The organism is Candidatus Albibeggiatoa sp. nov. BB20, assembly GCA_016744725.1.
Taxonomy (GTDB): domain Bacteria; phylum Pseudomonadota; class Gammaproteobacteria; order Beggiatoales; family Beggiatoaceae; genus Albibeggiatoa.
Genome location: JADGDW010000003.1, coordinates 18,752 through 35,705 on the forward strand (window position 1 = coordinate 18,752; position 16,954 = coordinate 35,705).

The window sequence follows — 16,954 nt, forward strand, 5'->3', positions numbered from 1 at the left end:
ATATTTGAATAAACCGTGCGCTTACAAATAATCATAAGCAGCACGGTTGCTTGTTAAACATTATCCAGTGCATGATTTAATTTTTCAGCTAAAAAAGTCACATGAGGTTGTGATAGCATCGATAAATGATCGCCCGGTACGTTGTACACCATTACAGGCTGTTGTATAAATTGTTGCCAGCCCCAAGCAGGGTCTTGCAAAATAGCTATATTGGTGTCTGAATGCACCCCTGTTTTAGTTCTGAGCAATGCCACTTTTGCAGCTAATTTAACTTGTTGCGGCTCACAATATTTCATCATGGCTAAGAAATTACTTTTAAACACAATTACATAACCAATAAACTGTTCTAGTGATGTATTGGGTGGTAAAATCCCCGCTTTTTCTAACTGCTGTTTGAAGTATTCATAACGTTCTTGCGAACTCAAGGGTAATAAATCTTCTCTTTTCACTCGCATTCTTTTCTTGGTCATTAACTCAGCTTGCTCAGAATATTCAACAATCCATGTCACCTCATCCCAATGATGACAAGCATGATCCTGCCCACCTTGAAATGAAGCATCTAAATCTAAAATAGCTAACAATGCCACTTTATCGCCTTGCTGTTCCAATTGGCGTGCAATTTCAAATGCCACAAAACCACCAAATGAGTGACCACAAATATAATACTCTCCTGTGGGTTGAGCTTGTTTGATATGCTCAATGTGATGTGCTGCAATCGCTTCAATCGTATCTAAAGGTGTGGATACACCATCTAAGCCCTTGGATTGTAAACCATAAAATGGGTGTTCGATTCCAAGTAGATGCGCTAAGTTGTAATAATATAATACGTTACCGCCTGCCCCAGGGACACAATATAAGATAGGTTTTGTGCCCTCAGATTGGATTTTAACCACAGGTTGCCAATCAAGCACTTGAATTTTATCTCGTACGATATCCGCTAAACCTTTGATAGTCGAACCTTCAAACAAAGTGGCTAAAGGTAAATTTTGCCCAAATTGTTGTTGAATTTTAGACATTACCCGAATTGCTAATAATGAATGCCCTCCCAACTCAAAGAAATTATCTATGATGCCAATGGGTTGGACGTTTAACACTTCTTGCCAAATTTCGACTAACGCTTTTTCTATATTGTCACGTGCAGGCTGCAAATTATTGGTATCTCGATTGGAATGAATATCCATTGCCAACAAGGCTTTTCGATCGGCTTTACCATTCGGTGTTAATGGAATCTGATCCAATAGTACATAATGTGCAGGACTCATATAATTAGGTAACTGTTGTTGTAACCTTTGTTTTAAGTCTATAACCAAATTTTGTTGATAAACACCTGACTGTTGTAATGGCGCATTAGCATAGGTTTGATAACCTATTGTAATATCAGGTTTTGCAAATTCTGCTAAGCATTTAATTGTGACTTGTTTGAATACTGCGGAAAATTGTCCCCATTCATCAGTATTAAGCCAAGAAATTTCAATTTGATAGCCTAATTCTTCTGCTAATTGATATAAAGCTTCAGGATTTATGCTGACTGCTTTATCAAATTGTTCTCTAAATTCAGCAATGCTTGGTCGAGTCTGTTCTTGATTCAGTTGTTGCAATAAAGCATTTTCTTCTACTAAACGTAAATTACTTATTTCACGTAATCCAAATATTTTTGGCTGTTTTTCGCTCAAATATTCACGAATTGCAGTTAAATCCCATTGCGGTTGCCAATCTTGCCATTCAACCTTGCATAATTCAGGAGCTTGCCCAATATGCAATACTACATCAAAACGAAATTTGGTTAACTCATTATAAAATTCACCACGTTTAGGATAAATTTCAATATGTTGGATACGTGGATATTGTGCCTGCAATGCGGTAAAGAAATGCGGATCAATCACCAATTCTTCTTCTTGGGCTAATTGCTTGTTAATCCGTTGTTTTAACTCGGCTAAATTGACTTTATCATTGGTCTGATATAACTGTACAGAAGCGTGATAATTTTCCAATAAACTAAAACTACGAATATCACCAACAAAAACTCTTCCGCCATCTTGTACTGTTTCAACAGCTTGTTTTAATACATTAGCAAAATATTGAATACTAGGGAAATGTTGTACAACAGAATTAATTACTAAGGTGTTATAAGTCTCTTTTGCAATTATACTAAAATCATCTGCAGGGGCTTGTTGCAACGATACATTCTTTAACTCAGGATGAGATTTTTGCAATTGACTGACATGAGCAACGGCTTCAGCCGATAAATCTAAACCTAAATAGGCTCGACAACACGGTGCAATCCGAGATAACAACAAACCTGTACCGCAACCAATTTCAACAATATTTTGAGGTTTTAAAGCTAAAATCCGTTGAACCGTATATTTAACCCATTCTTGCATTTCTATATCGGGAATTGCCTTACTTGTATAACTGCTATTCCAACCTGCAATATTAAAATCAGTTGCCTGTTCATCCACCTCACCATAAGTATGATGATAAATTTCTGAAACTTGTTCGACATAAGCTGATTCTTGGCTTGCATCCTGCTCAGCTTCAGGAACAATAAAAGCAATTAATTGTTTATCTTCAATTTCATTACCTTCTTGCACTAACATCATACATTCATTCACTTGTGGCGATTGGCTGATGACAGCTTCAATTTCACCTAACTCGATTCTAAAACCGCGAATTTTAACTTGATGATCCATACGTCCTAAATACTCAATTTCACCTTCTGGTAACCATCTGGCTAAATCCCCAGTTTTATACAATTTATTCGTGGTTGTAATAGTAAATGGTTCAATGGCTTGATTTGATTTAGAATTAAACAAAAGACCTATTTTTTGGATTAAATTTAAATCTGGTTCTGGTTGAGGAATAATTAAAGTTTCAGGCTGTGCTAAAGGATTATCAATAAATTTCTCAGTCGACAGTTCAGGACGGTTATGATAGCCACGTGCCACACCAATTCCTGCAATGTGCAATTCACCTGAAATTCCAATCGGTACAGGACGTAACTCATTATCTAAAATATGGATTTGAATGTTATTAATCGGTTTGCCAATTGGTACAGTATGACATTTTTCATCTGCTTGACATTGCCAATAAGTCACATCAACGGCTGCTTCTGTAGGTCCATATAAATTATGCAATTCGACATTGGGAAATGCTTCAAAAAACTTATTTTGCAAATCCACAGGCAAGGCTTCACCACTACAGAAAACTTGACGTAATGAACCACATTGACTTAATCCATCAGTTTGTAGGAATAATTGCAACATTGAAGGTACAAAATGTAATGTTGTTATCTGTGTCTGCTGAATTAATTGCGCTAAATAAGCGGCATCTTTATGCCCTTCAGGTTTGGCAAAAACCAGCTTTGCTCCAGCCAATAATGGCCAGAAAAACTCCCATACCGAGACATCAAAACTAAACGGCGTTTTCTGTAAAACAGTATCTTTCTCAGTTAATTGATAAGCATCTTGCATCCACAATAAACGGTTACTAATAGCCAAATGTGGATTCATTGCACCTTTAGGTTTACCTGTTGAACCCGAGGTATAAATCATATATGCCAATTGATTAAGCTCAATAGGTAAATTTAGATTTTTACGGGATTTTTTAGCAATTTTGTTCCAATCGCTATCTAAACACACAATTTGACTTTGATGCTCAGGCAAACTATCTAATAAATATTGTTGCGTCAGTAACACAGGCGGCTGTGCATCCTGCAGCATAAACGCCACTCGATCCGCAGGATAAGTCGGGTCTAACGGTACATACGCTGCGCCTGCTTTCAAAATCCCCAGCAAACCTATCATCATTTCTAATGAACGTTCAACATAAATACCCACAAAATCCTCAGTTTTTACGCCTAAGTCACCTAGATAGTGTGCGAGCTGATTGGCTTTTGCGTTCAGTTGTTTATAGGTTAAATGTTGATTTTGATAGATTGCCGCAATTGCATTCGGTGTGGCTTGTACTTGGCGTTCAACCAATTGATGTAAGCAGGCATGTGGATAATCTTTGTCTGTGCTATTCCATGCAGCCAATTGATTTTGCTCTGTTTCAGTTAACAACATTGGAATACTGACAGGCTGATCTTTATTTTCAAATAAATGGCTTAAAGTTAAACTCAGATGCTCAAACAAACGTTCAATATCACTCGATAAAAATTGATTTTCATCATAAATAATTTGTACTGATAATTCATCTTGGAATAAAGAAAAGACTAAAATCAGTGGACTGTTTGCATGTTCATCGGTTTTAGGATTACGAAGCTGCAAAGTTTCACTGCCCGTTGCCAGCGATTCATCAAGCGGATAATTTTCAGTCACCACGACACTATCAAATAAATTGACACCTGCGGGTAAGTTGCTCCATTGTTGAATATCCACCAGAGATTCATAGCTAAATTCGGCACGTTCAATTTGTTCTGATTGCAATTGTGCTAGCCACTGTTTTACTGTTTTCTGGCTATCAATTTCAATATACACAGGCATTGTATTGGCAAATAAGCCAACCATGGATTCAATTTGTTGTAGTTCCGCAGGTCGACCCGATACCATGCTGCCAAATAACACTGCTTGATTGCGACTATAACCAGCCAATACCAATGCCCACGCAGCTTGTACTAAAGTATTCAAAGTAACGTGTTGTTCACGGGTAAAATCTTGTAGTACTGATTTAATTTGTGTTGAAAAATTAAACTGCTGTCCTATATAACGCGTTTCATTTTCATCAAATTGTGCTTTTTTAATTGATAATGATGTTGGTGCGGTCACTGAAGCTAATGTTTGTGTCCAATATTCTTGGGCTTTTTGTTTATCAAGCTGTTGTATCCATTGAATATATTGTTTAAATGCGGGCAAAGTGGGTAACTGTGGTGCATTTCCTTCAGATAGCGCACGATAAATAGCTAATACTTCTTGTAACACAATAGGAAATGACCAGCCATCTAAAATAATATGATGATGACTCCAAATAAAATGATATTTATCTGCACCTAATTTGATGATATGGCAACGCATTAAGGGTGCTTGATCTAACTTAAACCCTGTTTTTTTATCTTGCTGTAAAAATTGGGATAATTTCTCATTTTGAGTTGTGCTATCATCAGCTTGCCAGTTCTGTTCATGCCAATTAAGTTCAGCTTGTTTAAGCACGATTTGCAAAGGTTGTTCTTGATTACCCCATGCGAATAATGTACGCAATACAGGATGGCGTTGTTGCACTTCAGCCCATGCTTGTTTGAGCCATACAAGATTGACTTGCTCAAGTTCAAAGTGAATTTGTACAAAATAGCTTAAGGTATCAGGTGAATATAAACTATCGAATAACATACCTTTTTGCAGTGGCGATAATGGATAAATTGCCTCAATATTGCGATGGCTTGCTAATGGTTGCAATAAAGCATCTAAGGCCGTTTGAGTAAACTGAACATCAGGGAAATCAGAAGGCGTATAAGCACCTACTGTATTGGATAAACAGTGATTAATCAGATTTTGCAAATGGGCTACATAGTTTTGTACCAGTTGTTCAATATGTTCAGGCTGGTGAAATGCTTGGCTATAAACGCAATTAACTTCTAACTGTCCATCAAGTACAATCAACCCAAAATCAAGTAAATAGGCTCGCTGATTGCCTTGGTCATAATAATAAGTTTGCTTTTCAACCTGTATTCCTGAAAATAGACCATTTTGCATTCCCTGCTCAAATTGACCTAAATAGTTGAAGCTGATTTGTGCAGTTGGTAGATTATGCAATTGTTGCTGAATTTCACTATTTTGATTGAGATAACGCAAAATCCCATAACTCACGCCATTATGTGGAATTGCGCGGAGTTGTTCTTTAATTGATTTAATTTGATGTTCAATAGCTTGTTTTTGTTCAATTTGCAATGCCACAGGATACAAGCTCGTAAACCAGCCCACAGTTCTAGACAAGTCAAGCTGTTCCATACCATCGTCTATAATTTCACGTCCATGCCCTTCTAAATCGACTAGAATAGTGCTCTTTTCCATCCAATCCGATAAAGTTAACGCCAGTGCAGTGAGCAAAATATCATTGATTTTGGTGTTATACGCTGGTGAAACATCTTGTAATAAATATGTTGTTTGTTCAGCAGATAATCTTAATGAAATTTCTGCACTAGATTGCACTGTATTGTCAGCAGCTTGAGCTTTAAAATCGATGGGAATAGAGACATTAGATGAAATTTGTTGTAACCAAAATCCAGCATCATGTTCCAATTTTTCCACGGTATTTTGTAAATAAATTGCCCAATCTTGGAATGCCGTCGTTTTAGCAGGAAGTTGAACCGTTTTCTGCTGCTCAAGCTGTTGATATATTGTTGCAATATCTTCTAATAAGATACGCCAAGATACACCATCAATCGCTAAATGATGGATAATAATAGCTAAATGATGTTGTTGTACATTTTGGAATAATACGGCTTTAATTAACTGTGCTTTTTCAATATCAAGGCTGGCTTGTAAGAGAGAAATACGTGCTTGCATTGCAGCTTGTTGGCTTTGTGTATCTAATTCAGCAATGTTCTCAACTTCCAAATGAAAATCAGCGGCTTGTTTTAAACTGTATTGTTTCCATTCGTTAGTAGCAATTTTTTGAAACTGCACACGTAATATATCGTGATGTTGTAATAGATACCGTATACTTTGTTCTAATAAATCCACTTGTATGTCATTGGTAACTGTCAATATTAGCGATTGATTATAATGATGTGGATTGGTTAAATTCTGCTCAAAAAACCAGTGTTGAATCGGCGTTAAAGCAATTTCTCCTGTTACTAAATCTTGTTGGGTTTGCGCGGTTTCAACTTTATTAACTTGCGATACCAATGCTGCAATAGTTTGATATTGAAAGATTAAGCGGGGTGTAAGTTTGATTTGCTGTTGGTTTGCGCGTGCTACCACTTGAATACTTAAAATGGAGTCTCCACCCAATGCAAAAAAATTATCATGAATTCCAACTTGTTCAACACCTAACACCTCTGACCAAATGGCGGCTAACGTGCATTCAATTTCAGTTTGTGGCGCGGTAAATATCTGCTTGCTGATAGGGTTTGCATCAGGTATAGGTAAAGCTTTTAAATCAACTTTCCCATTTGGTGTCAGTGGTAATTTGTCTAACTGTACAAAAGCTTTAGGCAACATATAATCAGGTAAAGACTGCTGCATAAAGTCCTGTAATGCCATTGTATCCAGCGATTGAGTAGCAACAAAATAGGCAACTATTCGTTTACTGGCTTGTTCTTCTCGGATGGTTACACAAGCTGTTTGCACATCAGGATAGCGGATTAATACAGCCTCAATTTCACCTAATTCAATTCTAAAGCCGCGAATTTTCACTTGATGATCAATACGTCCTAAATACTGAATATCACCATTAGGTAAATAACGCGCTAAATCACCCGTGCGATATAGTTTTTCACTTGGATTAAATGGATTGGCAATAAAACGTTGGGCAGTCAATTCATCCCGATTTAAGTAGCCGCGTGCGACACCCAAACCACCAACATACATTTCACCTGCAATATTAAGCGGAACACGGTGTTGCTGTGAGTCTAAGATAAATAGGCTTAAATCAGGAATGGGTTGCCCAATCACACTGGCACTACTATTTAAATCTGCTAGGCTCAAAGGTCTATAAGTCACATGCACCGTGGTTTCTGTAATCCCATACATATTAACTAATTGAGGTATTTTATCCCCATTTTTGTTAAACCAAGGTTTTAAAGCAGGAATATCTAACGCCTCACCACCAAAAATCACGTATCGCAAATCTAATTTTTGTTCATTATCTTGTGTATCAATTTGAATTAACTGATAAAAGGCTGATGGAGTTTGATTTAATACTGTAACTTGATGCTGTTGTAATAATTGGTGAAAATCAGATATGGAACGGCTCACCCAATACGGTACAACCACCAATTTACCACCATAAATTAACGCGCCCCACAGCTCCCAAACTGAAAAATCAAACGCATAAGAGTGAAATAGCGTCCAAACGTCGTTTTGATTAAATTGATACCAAGCTTGAGTTTGGGTAAATAAGCGGCTGACATTGCCGTGTTCGATTAAGCAGCCTTTTGGAGTGCCTGTCGAACCTGAGGTGTAAATCACATAACATAGATTTTTTGATGTAATATGTGAATCTGTATTATGTGCTGGCTGATTTTGTAATTCATCGTGAATTTGATCAAGACACAATATTTCTGTATTTGTAATTTGGGCAAATTTTGTCGCTAATTTGCTACTTGTCAGTAAAATTGGAGCTTTAGCATCATTGATAATGAAATTTAAGCGTTCATCAGGATAAGCCAACTCTAGCGGCACATACGCCCCACCTGCTTTTAAAATACCTAAAATACTAATGACAACCTCAAGACTGCGTTCTAAACATAACCCAACTAATGTATCAGGCTTAATCCCTTTAGCTTGTAAATAATGCGCCAATAGGTTCGCTTTTGTATTCAATTGTTGATAAGTTAAGCTTTGTTCTTCAAATATGACAGCAAGATTATTTGGTGTTTTTTCAACTTGTTGTTCAAATAATTGATGCATACTTAGTTTAGGTATTTCTGAAGTTTGAGTTTGACTCCATTTTTCCAATAAGGTATTTTCTTTCGTCGTCAGTAAGCTAAATTGCTGTAATGCCTGATTTGGGCTTGTGACAAATTGTTCTAAAATAAATTGCAAATGCTCAAATAGTTGTTGAATTGTTGCCATATCAAACTGATGGCTATCATAAGTTAAACGAACTTGTAACGATAAATGTGGAATAAATGTGATAGTAAGAGGAAAAGGGGCTTGTTCTGCAATGTTAAGGTCTTGAATATTAATCGATTGGACATGCTGTTTAATTGATTCATCTAACGGGTAATTTTCAACAACTAACAGCGTTTCAAATAATTTTTGTCCACTATCTAGACCTGCCCACGTTTGAATATTGGCTAATGAACTATACGCATATTGTTCATGTTCAACTTGATTTTGTTGGAGTTGTTTCAACCATGTTACTAGGTTTTCTTGTCCATCAATAATCGTACGCACAGGTAACGTATTAATAAACAAACCAACAGTTGATTCTATATGTGGAATATCTGAAGGTCTTCCCGATACGGTTGTGCCAAAAACTACATCATTTTGTTCTGAATAACGATTTAATAGCAATGCCCATGCACCCTGAACCACACTATAAAAAGTTAATTGATGCTGTTGGGTAAATTGTTGTATATCAGTTTGTGCTTGCGTGGGAAGTGAAAAAGTTTGTTCAACATAATTCGGTGTTTTTTGGCTAATTAAGGTTTGAAAATAATGTGTGGGCTGCACATGTTGTAAGTTTTGTTGCCAAAATCGTTGTGCTTGAACATTATCTTGTTTTGCTAGCCATTGTATATAACTGGCATAGTGTTTAGTGGCTTGAACTGAGATGGTTTGTTGTTTAAGGTGCGCCTGATAGAATTCAAAAAAATCTTTTAAAACAATACCTAAAGACCACCCATCCATTAATAAATGATGGTGCGTCCAAACAAAATGCCATTTATCGGCCGCCAATTGGATGAAGCAAAACCGCATTAAAGGCGCGTCGTCCAACACAAAAGCTTCAACACTGTCTTGTTGTAAATATTGTTGTAACTGAGTTTGCTGTTCTGATTCTGAAATAGCTTGCCAATCAATAATTTTGAAATTAATATCAAGCTGTTTCAAGACAATTTGTACAGGTTTTTTAGTTTTTTCCCATACAAATAAACTGCGTAGCGTATGATGTTTGTCCAGTACATTTTGCCATGCTGTCATAAAGTGTTGTGGATTAAAAGCAGTACCTGCAATTGAGAAACTGATTTGTTCAATATAGTAACTTACTTTTTCGCTATACAAAGTTTCAAATAGCATTCCTTGCTGCATCGGCGATAAAGGATAAATCGCTTCGACATTCTTCTTATCCATGACAACACCTTTTTTAAAGTTGTTCAAGTAAGTTATCTAAATCATCTTGACTTAAATCAGTTTCTGGAAAATCTGATGGCGTATAACCGCCTGTTTGTGGCGCAATACAATACTCAATTAATTCTTGAAGCTGTGAAACATAGTTTTTGACAAGCGTATTAATTGTTGTTGCTTGATGGAAAGTACTACTATACGCACAATCAATTTTAAGCGTGCCGTCTAATATCATTAAGTTAAAATCAATTAAATGTGAGCGCTGATTATTTTGAGCATGATAAAAAGCGGTTTTTTCTGCACTCATACCTAAAAACAGTCCATTTTGCATACTGTGTTCAAATTGACCCAAATAGTTAAAGCTTATTTGTGCTTGTGGTAAATGCTGGAATTGTTGTTGGATAGCATCATTTTGGCTTAAATAGCGCAATATGCCGTAATGTATACCATGATTAGGAATGGCTCGAAGCTGTTCTTTAATTGATTTGATGCTGGTTTCAATCTCCTGCGTCGTATTAGTTTGTAGCACCACAGGATACATACTGGTAAACCAACCCACTGTGCGGGATAAATCTAACTCATCCTCGACTAAATCACGTCCATGCCCCTCTAAATCAAACAGTATCGCGGTTTGTGCTGTCCACTTTGATACCGCCAGTGCTAAAGCAGTAAGCAGAATATCATTGATCTGGGTGTTGTAAGCTTGATGCACATTTTGTAATAACTGATTAGTCTGTTCAGTTGAGAGTATAAATGAAACTTCTTGTCTCGTTTGCACCGTATTATTCGAAAGATGCGCCGCAAAGTCTGTGGGTATTTGGCAAGGTGCGTTCTGTAATTGTTGTATCCAAAATTCATAATTTAAATCAGTGGCTGCAATATTTTGCAAATAAGCTGCCCAGTCTTGGAATGCAGTCGTTTTAGGCGATAGCTGCATGGTTTGCTGCTGCTCAAGCTGTTGATATAAGCTTGCAATATCTTCCAATAAAATCCGCCAAGACACACCATCTACCGCTAAATGGTGAATAGCAATAAATAAATAGGCAGTGTTTGTGTCTACATTTTGAAAGAGTACCGCATTGAGTAATTTTGCTGTTTCAATATTTAAACTTGCCTGAGTCTGTAACGTTACCGCTTGGATTTTATCCTGTTTTTCAGCTTGACTTATATTCGCTAAATCTTCAATTTGTAATGTGAAAGGTGCGGCTTTGGCTAGATTCTGTTGTTGCCACTGCCCATTCAATTGCTGGAACTGTAAACGCAAAGCATCGTGATGTTGCAGAATATATTGAAAAGCGGATTGTAGGAACTCTGCTTGAGTTTGATTGGCAACTTTTAGTAAGACCAATTGATTGTAATAATGTGGATTTAGCAATGATTGGGCAAAAAACCAATTTTGAATTGGGGTTAAAGCCATATTACCTGCCACCAAACCTTGTTGAGCTTGTATTGATGAGCCTAATTGAACGACAGAAGCTAATTGTGCAATAGTTTGATATTGAAATATTAAACGCGGAGTTAGTTTGATTTGTTGCTGATTAGCACGCGCGACAACTTGAATGCTTAGAATTGAATCGCCACCTAAAGCAAAGAAATTGTCATTGACACTCACATTGTCAAGATGTAACACCTCAGACCAAATACTAACTAAAACCTGTTCTACTGTGGTTTGAGCTGCTACAAATTCTTGTTCTCGATGCTGTTCTATATCGGGTTTAGGCAGTGCTTTACGGTCAATTTTTCCATTAGGTGTTAATGGCAAGGTATCCAATTGAACAAAGACTTTTGGCAACATGTAGTCAGGTAGTGCTTGCTGCATAAATTGTCGTAATTGTTCGATTTGAACCGTTACTTGAGTGACAAAATAAGCAACGATACGTTTATCATTTGCTTGGTCTTCTCGAACAATAACACAAGCGACTTGAATATCAAGGTACTGCGCCAGCACATGTTCAATTTCATCTAGCTCAATTCTAAAGCCCCGAATTTTCACTTGATTATCCACACGCCCAACAAAGTCTAATTGCCCATCAGGTAAAAAACGCACTAAATCTCCTGTACGATACAGACGATCATCAGCATTGTCTTTAAATGGGTTCAGGATGAATTTTTGAGCGGTCAAATCTGGCCGATTTAAATAACCACGCGCCACACCAATACCACCAATATAGAGTTCACCAACCGCACCAATCGGTAAACGTTGTTGATTTTCATCTAAAACATATAGTGTTAAATTAGCTAAGGGGTATCCGATAGGCGGTGCTTGAGTCGAGTCGGGTTTGCAAGATGCAAATGTAGTACATACAGTCGCTTCGGTAGGCCCATACGCATTGATAAATCGTAGTGATTGACTCCAATAGCTTGCTAACAAATGTGAACAAAAATCACCCCCAACCACCATGACTTGGAGAGAGGGAATTGACGTGCGCGGTAATAAATCAACCACAGAAACAGGAAATTCAACATGAGTAATAGCATCACGCTTTAATATATTAACTAAGTTTTCACCCATATTTTCTTTTTGTTGATCGACTAAATAGAGTGATGCACCTGAGCACAGTGCCATGGTAATGTCTCCAATCGAAACATCAAAGCTTAGTGATACAAACTGCAAAACACGACTTTGTGGCTGAACATCAAATAGTTTAATTTGATATGTGGCTAAATTTGTTAAACCTGCATGTTCTAGCAACACACCTTTAGGTTTGCCCGTTGAACCAGAGGTATAAATCACATAAGCTAAATTATTTAATTGAATATCCAAGTCGGGATTATGATTAGGCTGTTGTGCCATTTCTGTCCAATCAGTATCCAAACAAATCACGCGGGCTTGGTGTTGAGGTAAATTTGCTTGTAGGTGGCTTTGGGTTAATAAGATAGAGACTTGTGCATCTTGCAGCATAAAACCAAGACGCTCTTTAGGATATGTTGGGTCAAGCGGCACATACACACCACCTGCTTTCATAATGCCTAATAAACCCACTATCATATCTAAACTGCGCTCAACACAAATTCCAACTAAACCTTCGGTTTTAAGACCAATATGGCGTAAATAATGTGCAAGTTGATTGGCTTTTTGGTTTAACTGTTGATAAGTCAAACTTTGAATTTCAAACACCACAGCAACATTATTAGGCATTTGCTCAACACATTGTTCAAATAGCTGATAAGCACATCGTTGTGGATAAGGTTGCTGGGTTTGATTCCATGCAATAAGTTGCTGTTGTTCTGATGCAGGTAATAAATCTAAGTTAGAAACTGTTTGCTTCGAATCATCGATAATGCTGGATAAGAGGGTCAGGAAATGCTCCTTCATACGCTCAATTGTTTCTGGTTTAAACAGTGCCGTATTATATTCCCATGAACCCATTAACCCGTTGTCGATTTCAACCATCAACAAACTAATATCAAATTGCGCAATATTTTGCTCTAAGCCTCTGGATTCTAAATGTAAGTTTCCTAGCTTCATACTTGTACCTTTTTCTTTAAGTACAAAAGGAGCACATTCAGGTAGCTTGTGTGGCTTCTGTAATCCAAATCCCACTTGAAATAGAGGAGAACGGCTAGGGTCACGTTCATGCAATAATTTCTCAACCAATAGCGAAAAGGGGTAATGCTGGTTTTCTAAAGCTTCTAGTACATTGGTTTGAACTTGATGCAAGAAATCGTTAAAAGTAGGATTGTTAGAGAAATCAGCACGTAATACCAACATATTGGTAAAATAACCAACCACATCATCAAAATTGGCATGACATCGTCCTGCTGATGCTGAACCGACTAAAATATCGTTTTGTTGCGTATAACGATGTAGCAAGGTCTGAAATGCAGCAAGTAATAACGTATACAGTGTTGTCCCTGAAGATTTAACCATTGCTTTAAGGGCTTGAGTCATTTTAGGGTCTAATTGAAAACCGATAGATGCACCCACATAGGTTTGCACATTAGGTCGTACATAATCGGTTGGCAAATCTAACACAGGTAATTCACCTGAGAGCTTTTGTAACCAATATTGTTCTTGTTGTTTCCCTTTGTCATTATCAAGCATTGTCTGTTGCCAATACGCAAAATCAATATAATTAGCTTCAATATTAGGTAAGTCTATCATTTGATTTGGTAAACTGTACAAAGTATAAAATTGTTGCAATTCTTCTAGTAAAATGGACATTGACCATAAATCAATACAAATATGATGTACAACCCATAATAAAGTGGCCTTTGTATCACTGTATTGGCACAGCCTAACCCGCATCATCGCTTGTTTTTCTAAATCAAATGGTTTGCGACTTTGCTCAGTAAGATATTGATTGATAGACTGTTCAGACCATAAACTCATATCAATCATATCAAAATCAACGGGTAATTCTTTGCATGTTTTTTGTACTGGCTTGCCTAATTGTTCACTAAACTGGGTACGTAATGCAGGGTGACGGTCAGTCATACTTTGAAATGCTTTTTGTAGTGCAATCAAATTTAAAGGCGATGTAATGTCAACTGCAAAAAAGATATTATAAGCAGCACTTTGTGGCGCAAGTTTATATAAAAACCAGAGGGCTTGTTGATTATATGATAACGGGTGATAAGCATCATCATTATCAATATGTTGTGGCTCAATAGTTGGATTTTGTAAATTGCGTAAAATGCTATCAGCTAACACGGCGACTGTTGTATCTTGTAAAAAATGAGCCATTGGCAAATGCACACCTAAATCTTTTTCAATTCGATGTTGTAATTCTACTGCGGCTAAAGAATCAATACCTAATTTATTAATTGAGTGCTGCCAATCAAAATAATAGCTGGGGATGTTTAACAAATTACAAATTAAATCATGCACATAAGCATTAACAATAATTGGATATTTAGACTGAGGCGTTGCTAATAACATATCTCGATTAAGATGGTTTTGTTGCTCAGGTATCACAGAATCCAGTACATCACTTCCTACCACATTGAGCGAGCCATCTAAAAAACCTTGGCGACAAGCATGACGTTGAATTTTTCCACTAGTAGTTTTGGGAATACTGCCAACCCGTAATAAAAGTACCGCATATACTTGTAATCCATGTTGCTCTGATACGTTTTGCCGAATGGTTTGAATCACCCGCTCAGCATTTAATGGTTCATCTCGATCATCAGTATAACCTGCATAAGGATTTTCCCGTCGGTCGGAACGGTGGCGGCGTTCTAATGATTGTTTAGATTCTGCATGTTTTCTGCGTTCACGGTTATAACGTCGTTCAACTTCAATTGCAACCATGAGCTTTTCTTCGCCATCAATATCAACTGAAAATGCAGCACTGGCATTGGTTTTCAAGGTGAAATGGCTTTGCTCTAAAGTGGCTTCAATATCTTGTGGATAATAATTGCGCCCTCGGATAATAATGACATCTTTTAATCGCCCTGTGACAAAAAGTTCACCCTCGTCAAAAAAGCCCAAATCGCCTGTACGCAAAAAAGAGCCTTCGCCTGTATCTACAATGTAAGCATTAAAAGCTTTTTCCGTAGCTTCAGGATTTTGCCAATAGCCTTGAGTTACACTTTTGCCTTTGACCCAAATTTCACCTACTTCATTTGTGTTGCAACGTTTTAAGGTTTCAGGATTGACAATTTCAACTTGATTATCTAACCAAATATGTCCACAACTGACCAATTCTCTAAATGTTTTTTTATCTCTATTTTCAAGCCTATTTAGGGCAAGTTTGACAACCTTGTGCGCTTCTAAACTATTGGCATCCACGATACAAGTTCGATAAGTTTGCTCAAGTTCGCCACCTGATACCATTAAGGTTGTTTCAGCCATACCATAGCAAGGATAAAAGTAATTAGGCTTAAAGCCACACTCTGCAAAAGTTTGGCTAAATCGTTCTAATGTCTCTTTATTAATAGGTTCAGCACCATTGTAGGCAGAATACCAGTGATTTAAATCTAATGTTTGCCGCTCTTCAGCCGTGATTTTTTGCACACATAAATCGTAACCAAAATTAGGCCCACCGCAATGTGTTGCTTTATAATATGAAATATTTTGTAACCACAGCAATGGTTTCTGTAGAAAAGTGACAGAAGGCATAATTACGCCTAAAAAACCTGAGTAAAGTGGCTGGATAATACCGTCAATCAATCCCATATCATGAAAACTAGGCAGCCAAGTAACAGAAACGCTATTTTCAGAGAGCTGAAAAGCAGTTCTAATGTATTTGGAGTTCTGCATGATATTTTCGTGCGAAACTTGAACACCTTTTGGTAAACCTGTTGAACCTGATGTATATTGTAAAAACGCTAATGTTTGTGCGCTTATTTTTGGCATTTTCCAGTCATCAGCAAGTCCTTCGTCCACTGTGCTATCAATCCAAACCGCATGGCCTAATTTCGGTGTATTTTTTATATATTCATCTTTATGTTTGATAGTAGAGCTTGTGGTGAGTACAACTTTAGGTTGGGCATCTTCAACAATGGATAAGATACGTTTATCAGGTCTGTTACGATGTGGGGAATAAGTTGGTATTGCAGTAATGCCCGCATATAAACAAGCATAAAAAGCAATGATGTAATCTAGTCCTTGGGGATAAAACAAGATAGCTCGCTCACTTGGAGTGACTATTTTTTGTAGTTTAGCTGCTAGACTGCGTATTTTGCAATCAAGCTCATAGTAAGATAATTTTAGTTCAGTATTGGGGTGTCCATCTTTTAGAAAGATATACCCTATTTTGTTTGGAGTTTGTAAACAACGCTGCTGAAGAAGTTCTACAAGATGATTTGTTGTATTCATATTCATTTGTTCGGATGCTCAACAATCTTAATATTTGAGATGTAGTGTATTGTTAGCCAACTTGGTTTAATGTATTAATATATCTTAATGCCACATAGATTTCTAATACTAAGAGATAACTTGATAGCTTACTAACTAAACTGGATAACTGTGACTGTAGTTAAAGTAAGCGTTGAAATGCCAACAGGTACGTTATAAATGCATCAACTATTGCTACTCGTATTTTTACACTTTTCTGGGGAGG

The 16,954-nt window shown here is 37.1% G+C and carries 1 protein-coding gene and 1 pseudogene; both read right to left on the minus strand.

Annotation, left to right across the window (positions count from 1 at the left end; all coding sequences use genetic code 11):
* Positions 1 to 83: 83 nt before the first annotated feature.
* Positions 84 to 9,953: pseudogene (locus ABXH34_RS00630) on the minus strand (amino acid adenylation domain-containing protein); the annotation flags it as partial.
* A 13-nt stretch (positions 9,954 to 9,966) separates the two neighbouring features.
* On the minus strand, positions 9,967 to 16,716 hold the full coding sequence (locus ABXH34_RS00635; RefSeq protein WP_353569918.1) for a non-ribosomal peptide synthetase: 6,750 nt from the start codon (positions 16,714 to 16,716) through the stop codon (positions 9,967 to 9,969).
* Between the last annotated feature and the right edge of the window lie 238 nt (positions 16,717 to 16,954).

What these genes read in the sequence shown, in the direction of transcription:
- ABXH34_RS00635 (WP_353569918.1), bottom strand. Translation starts at nt 16,716, where the DNA reads ATGAATATGAATACAACAAATCATCTTGTAGAACTTCTTCAGCAGCGT.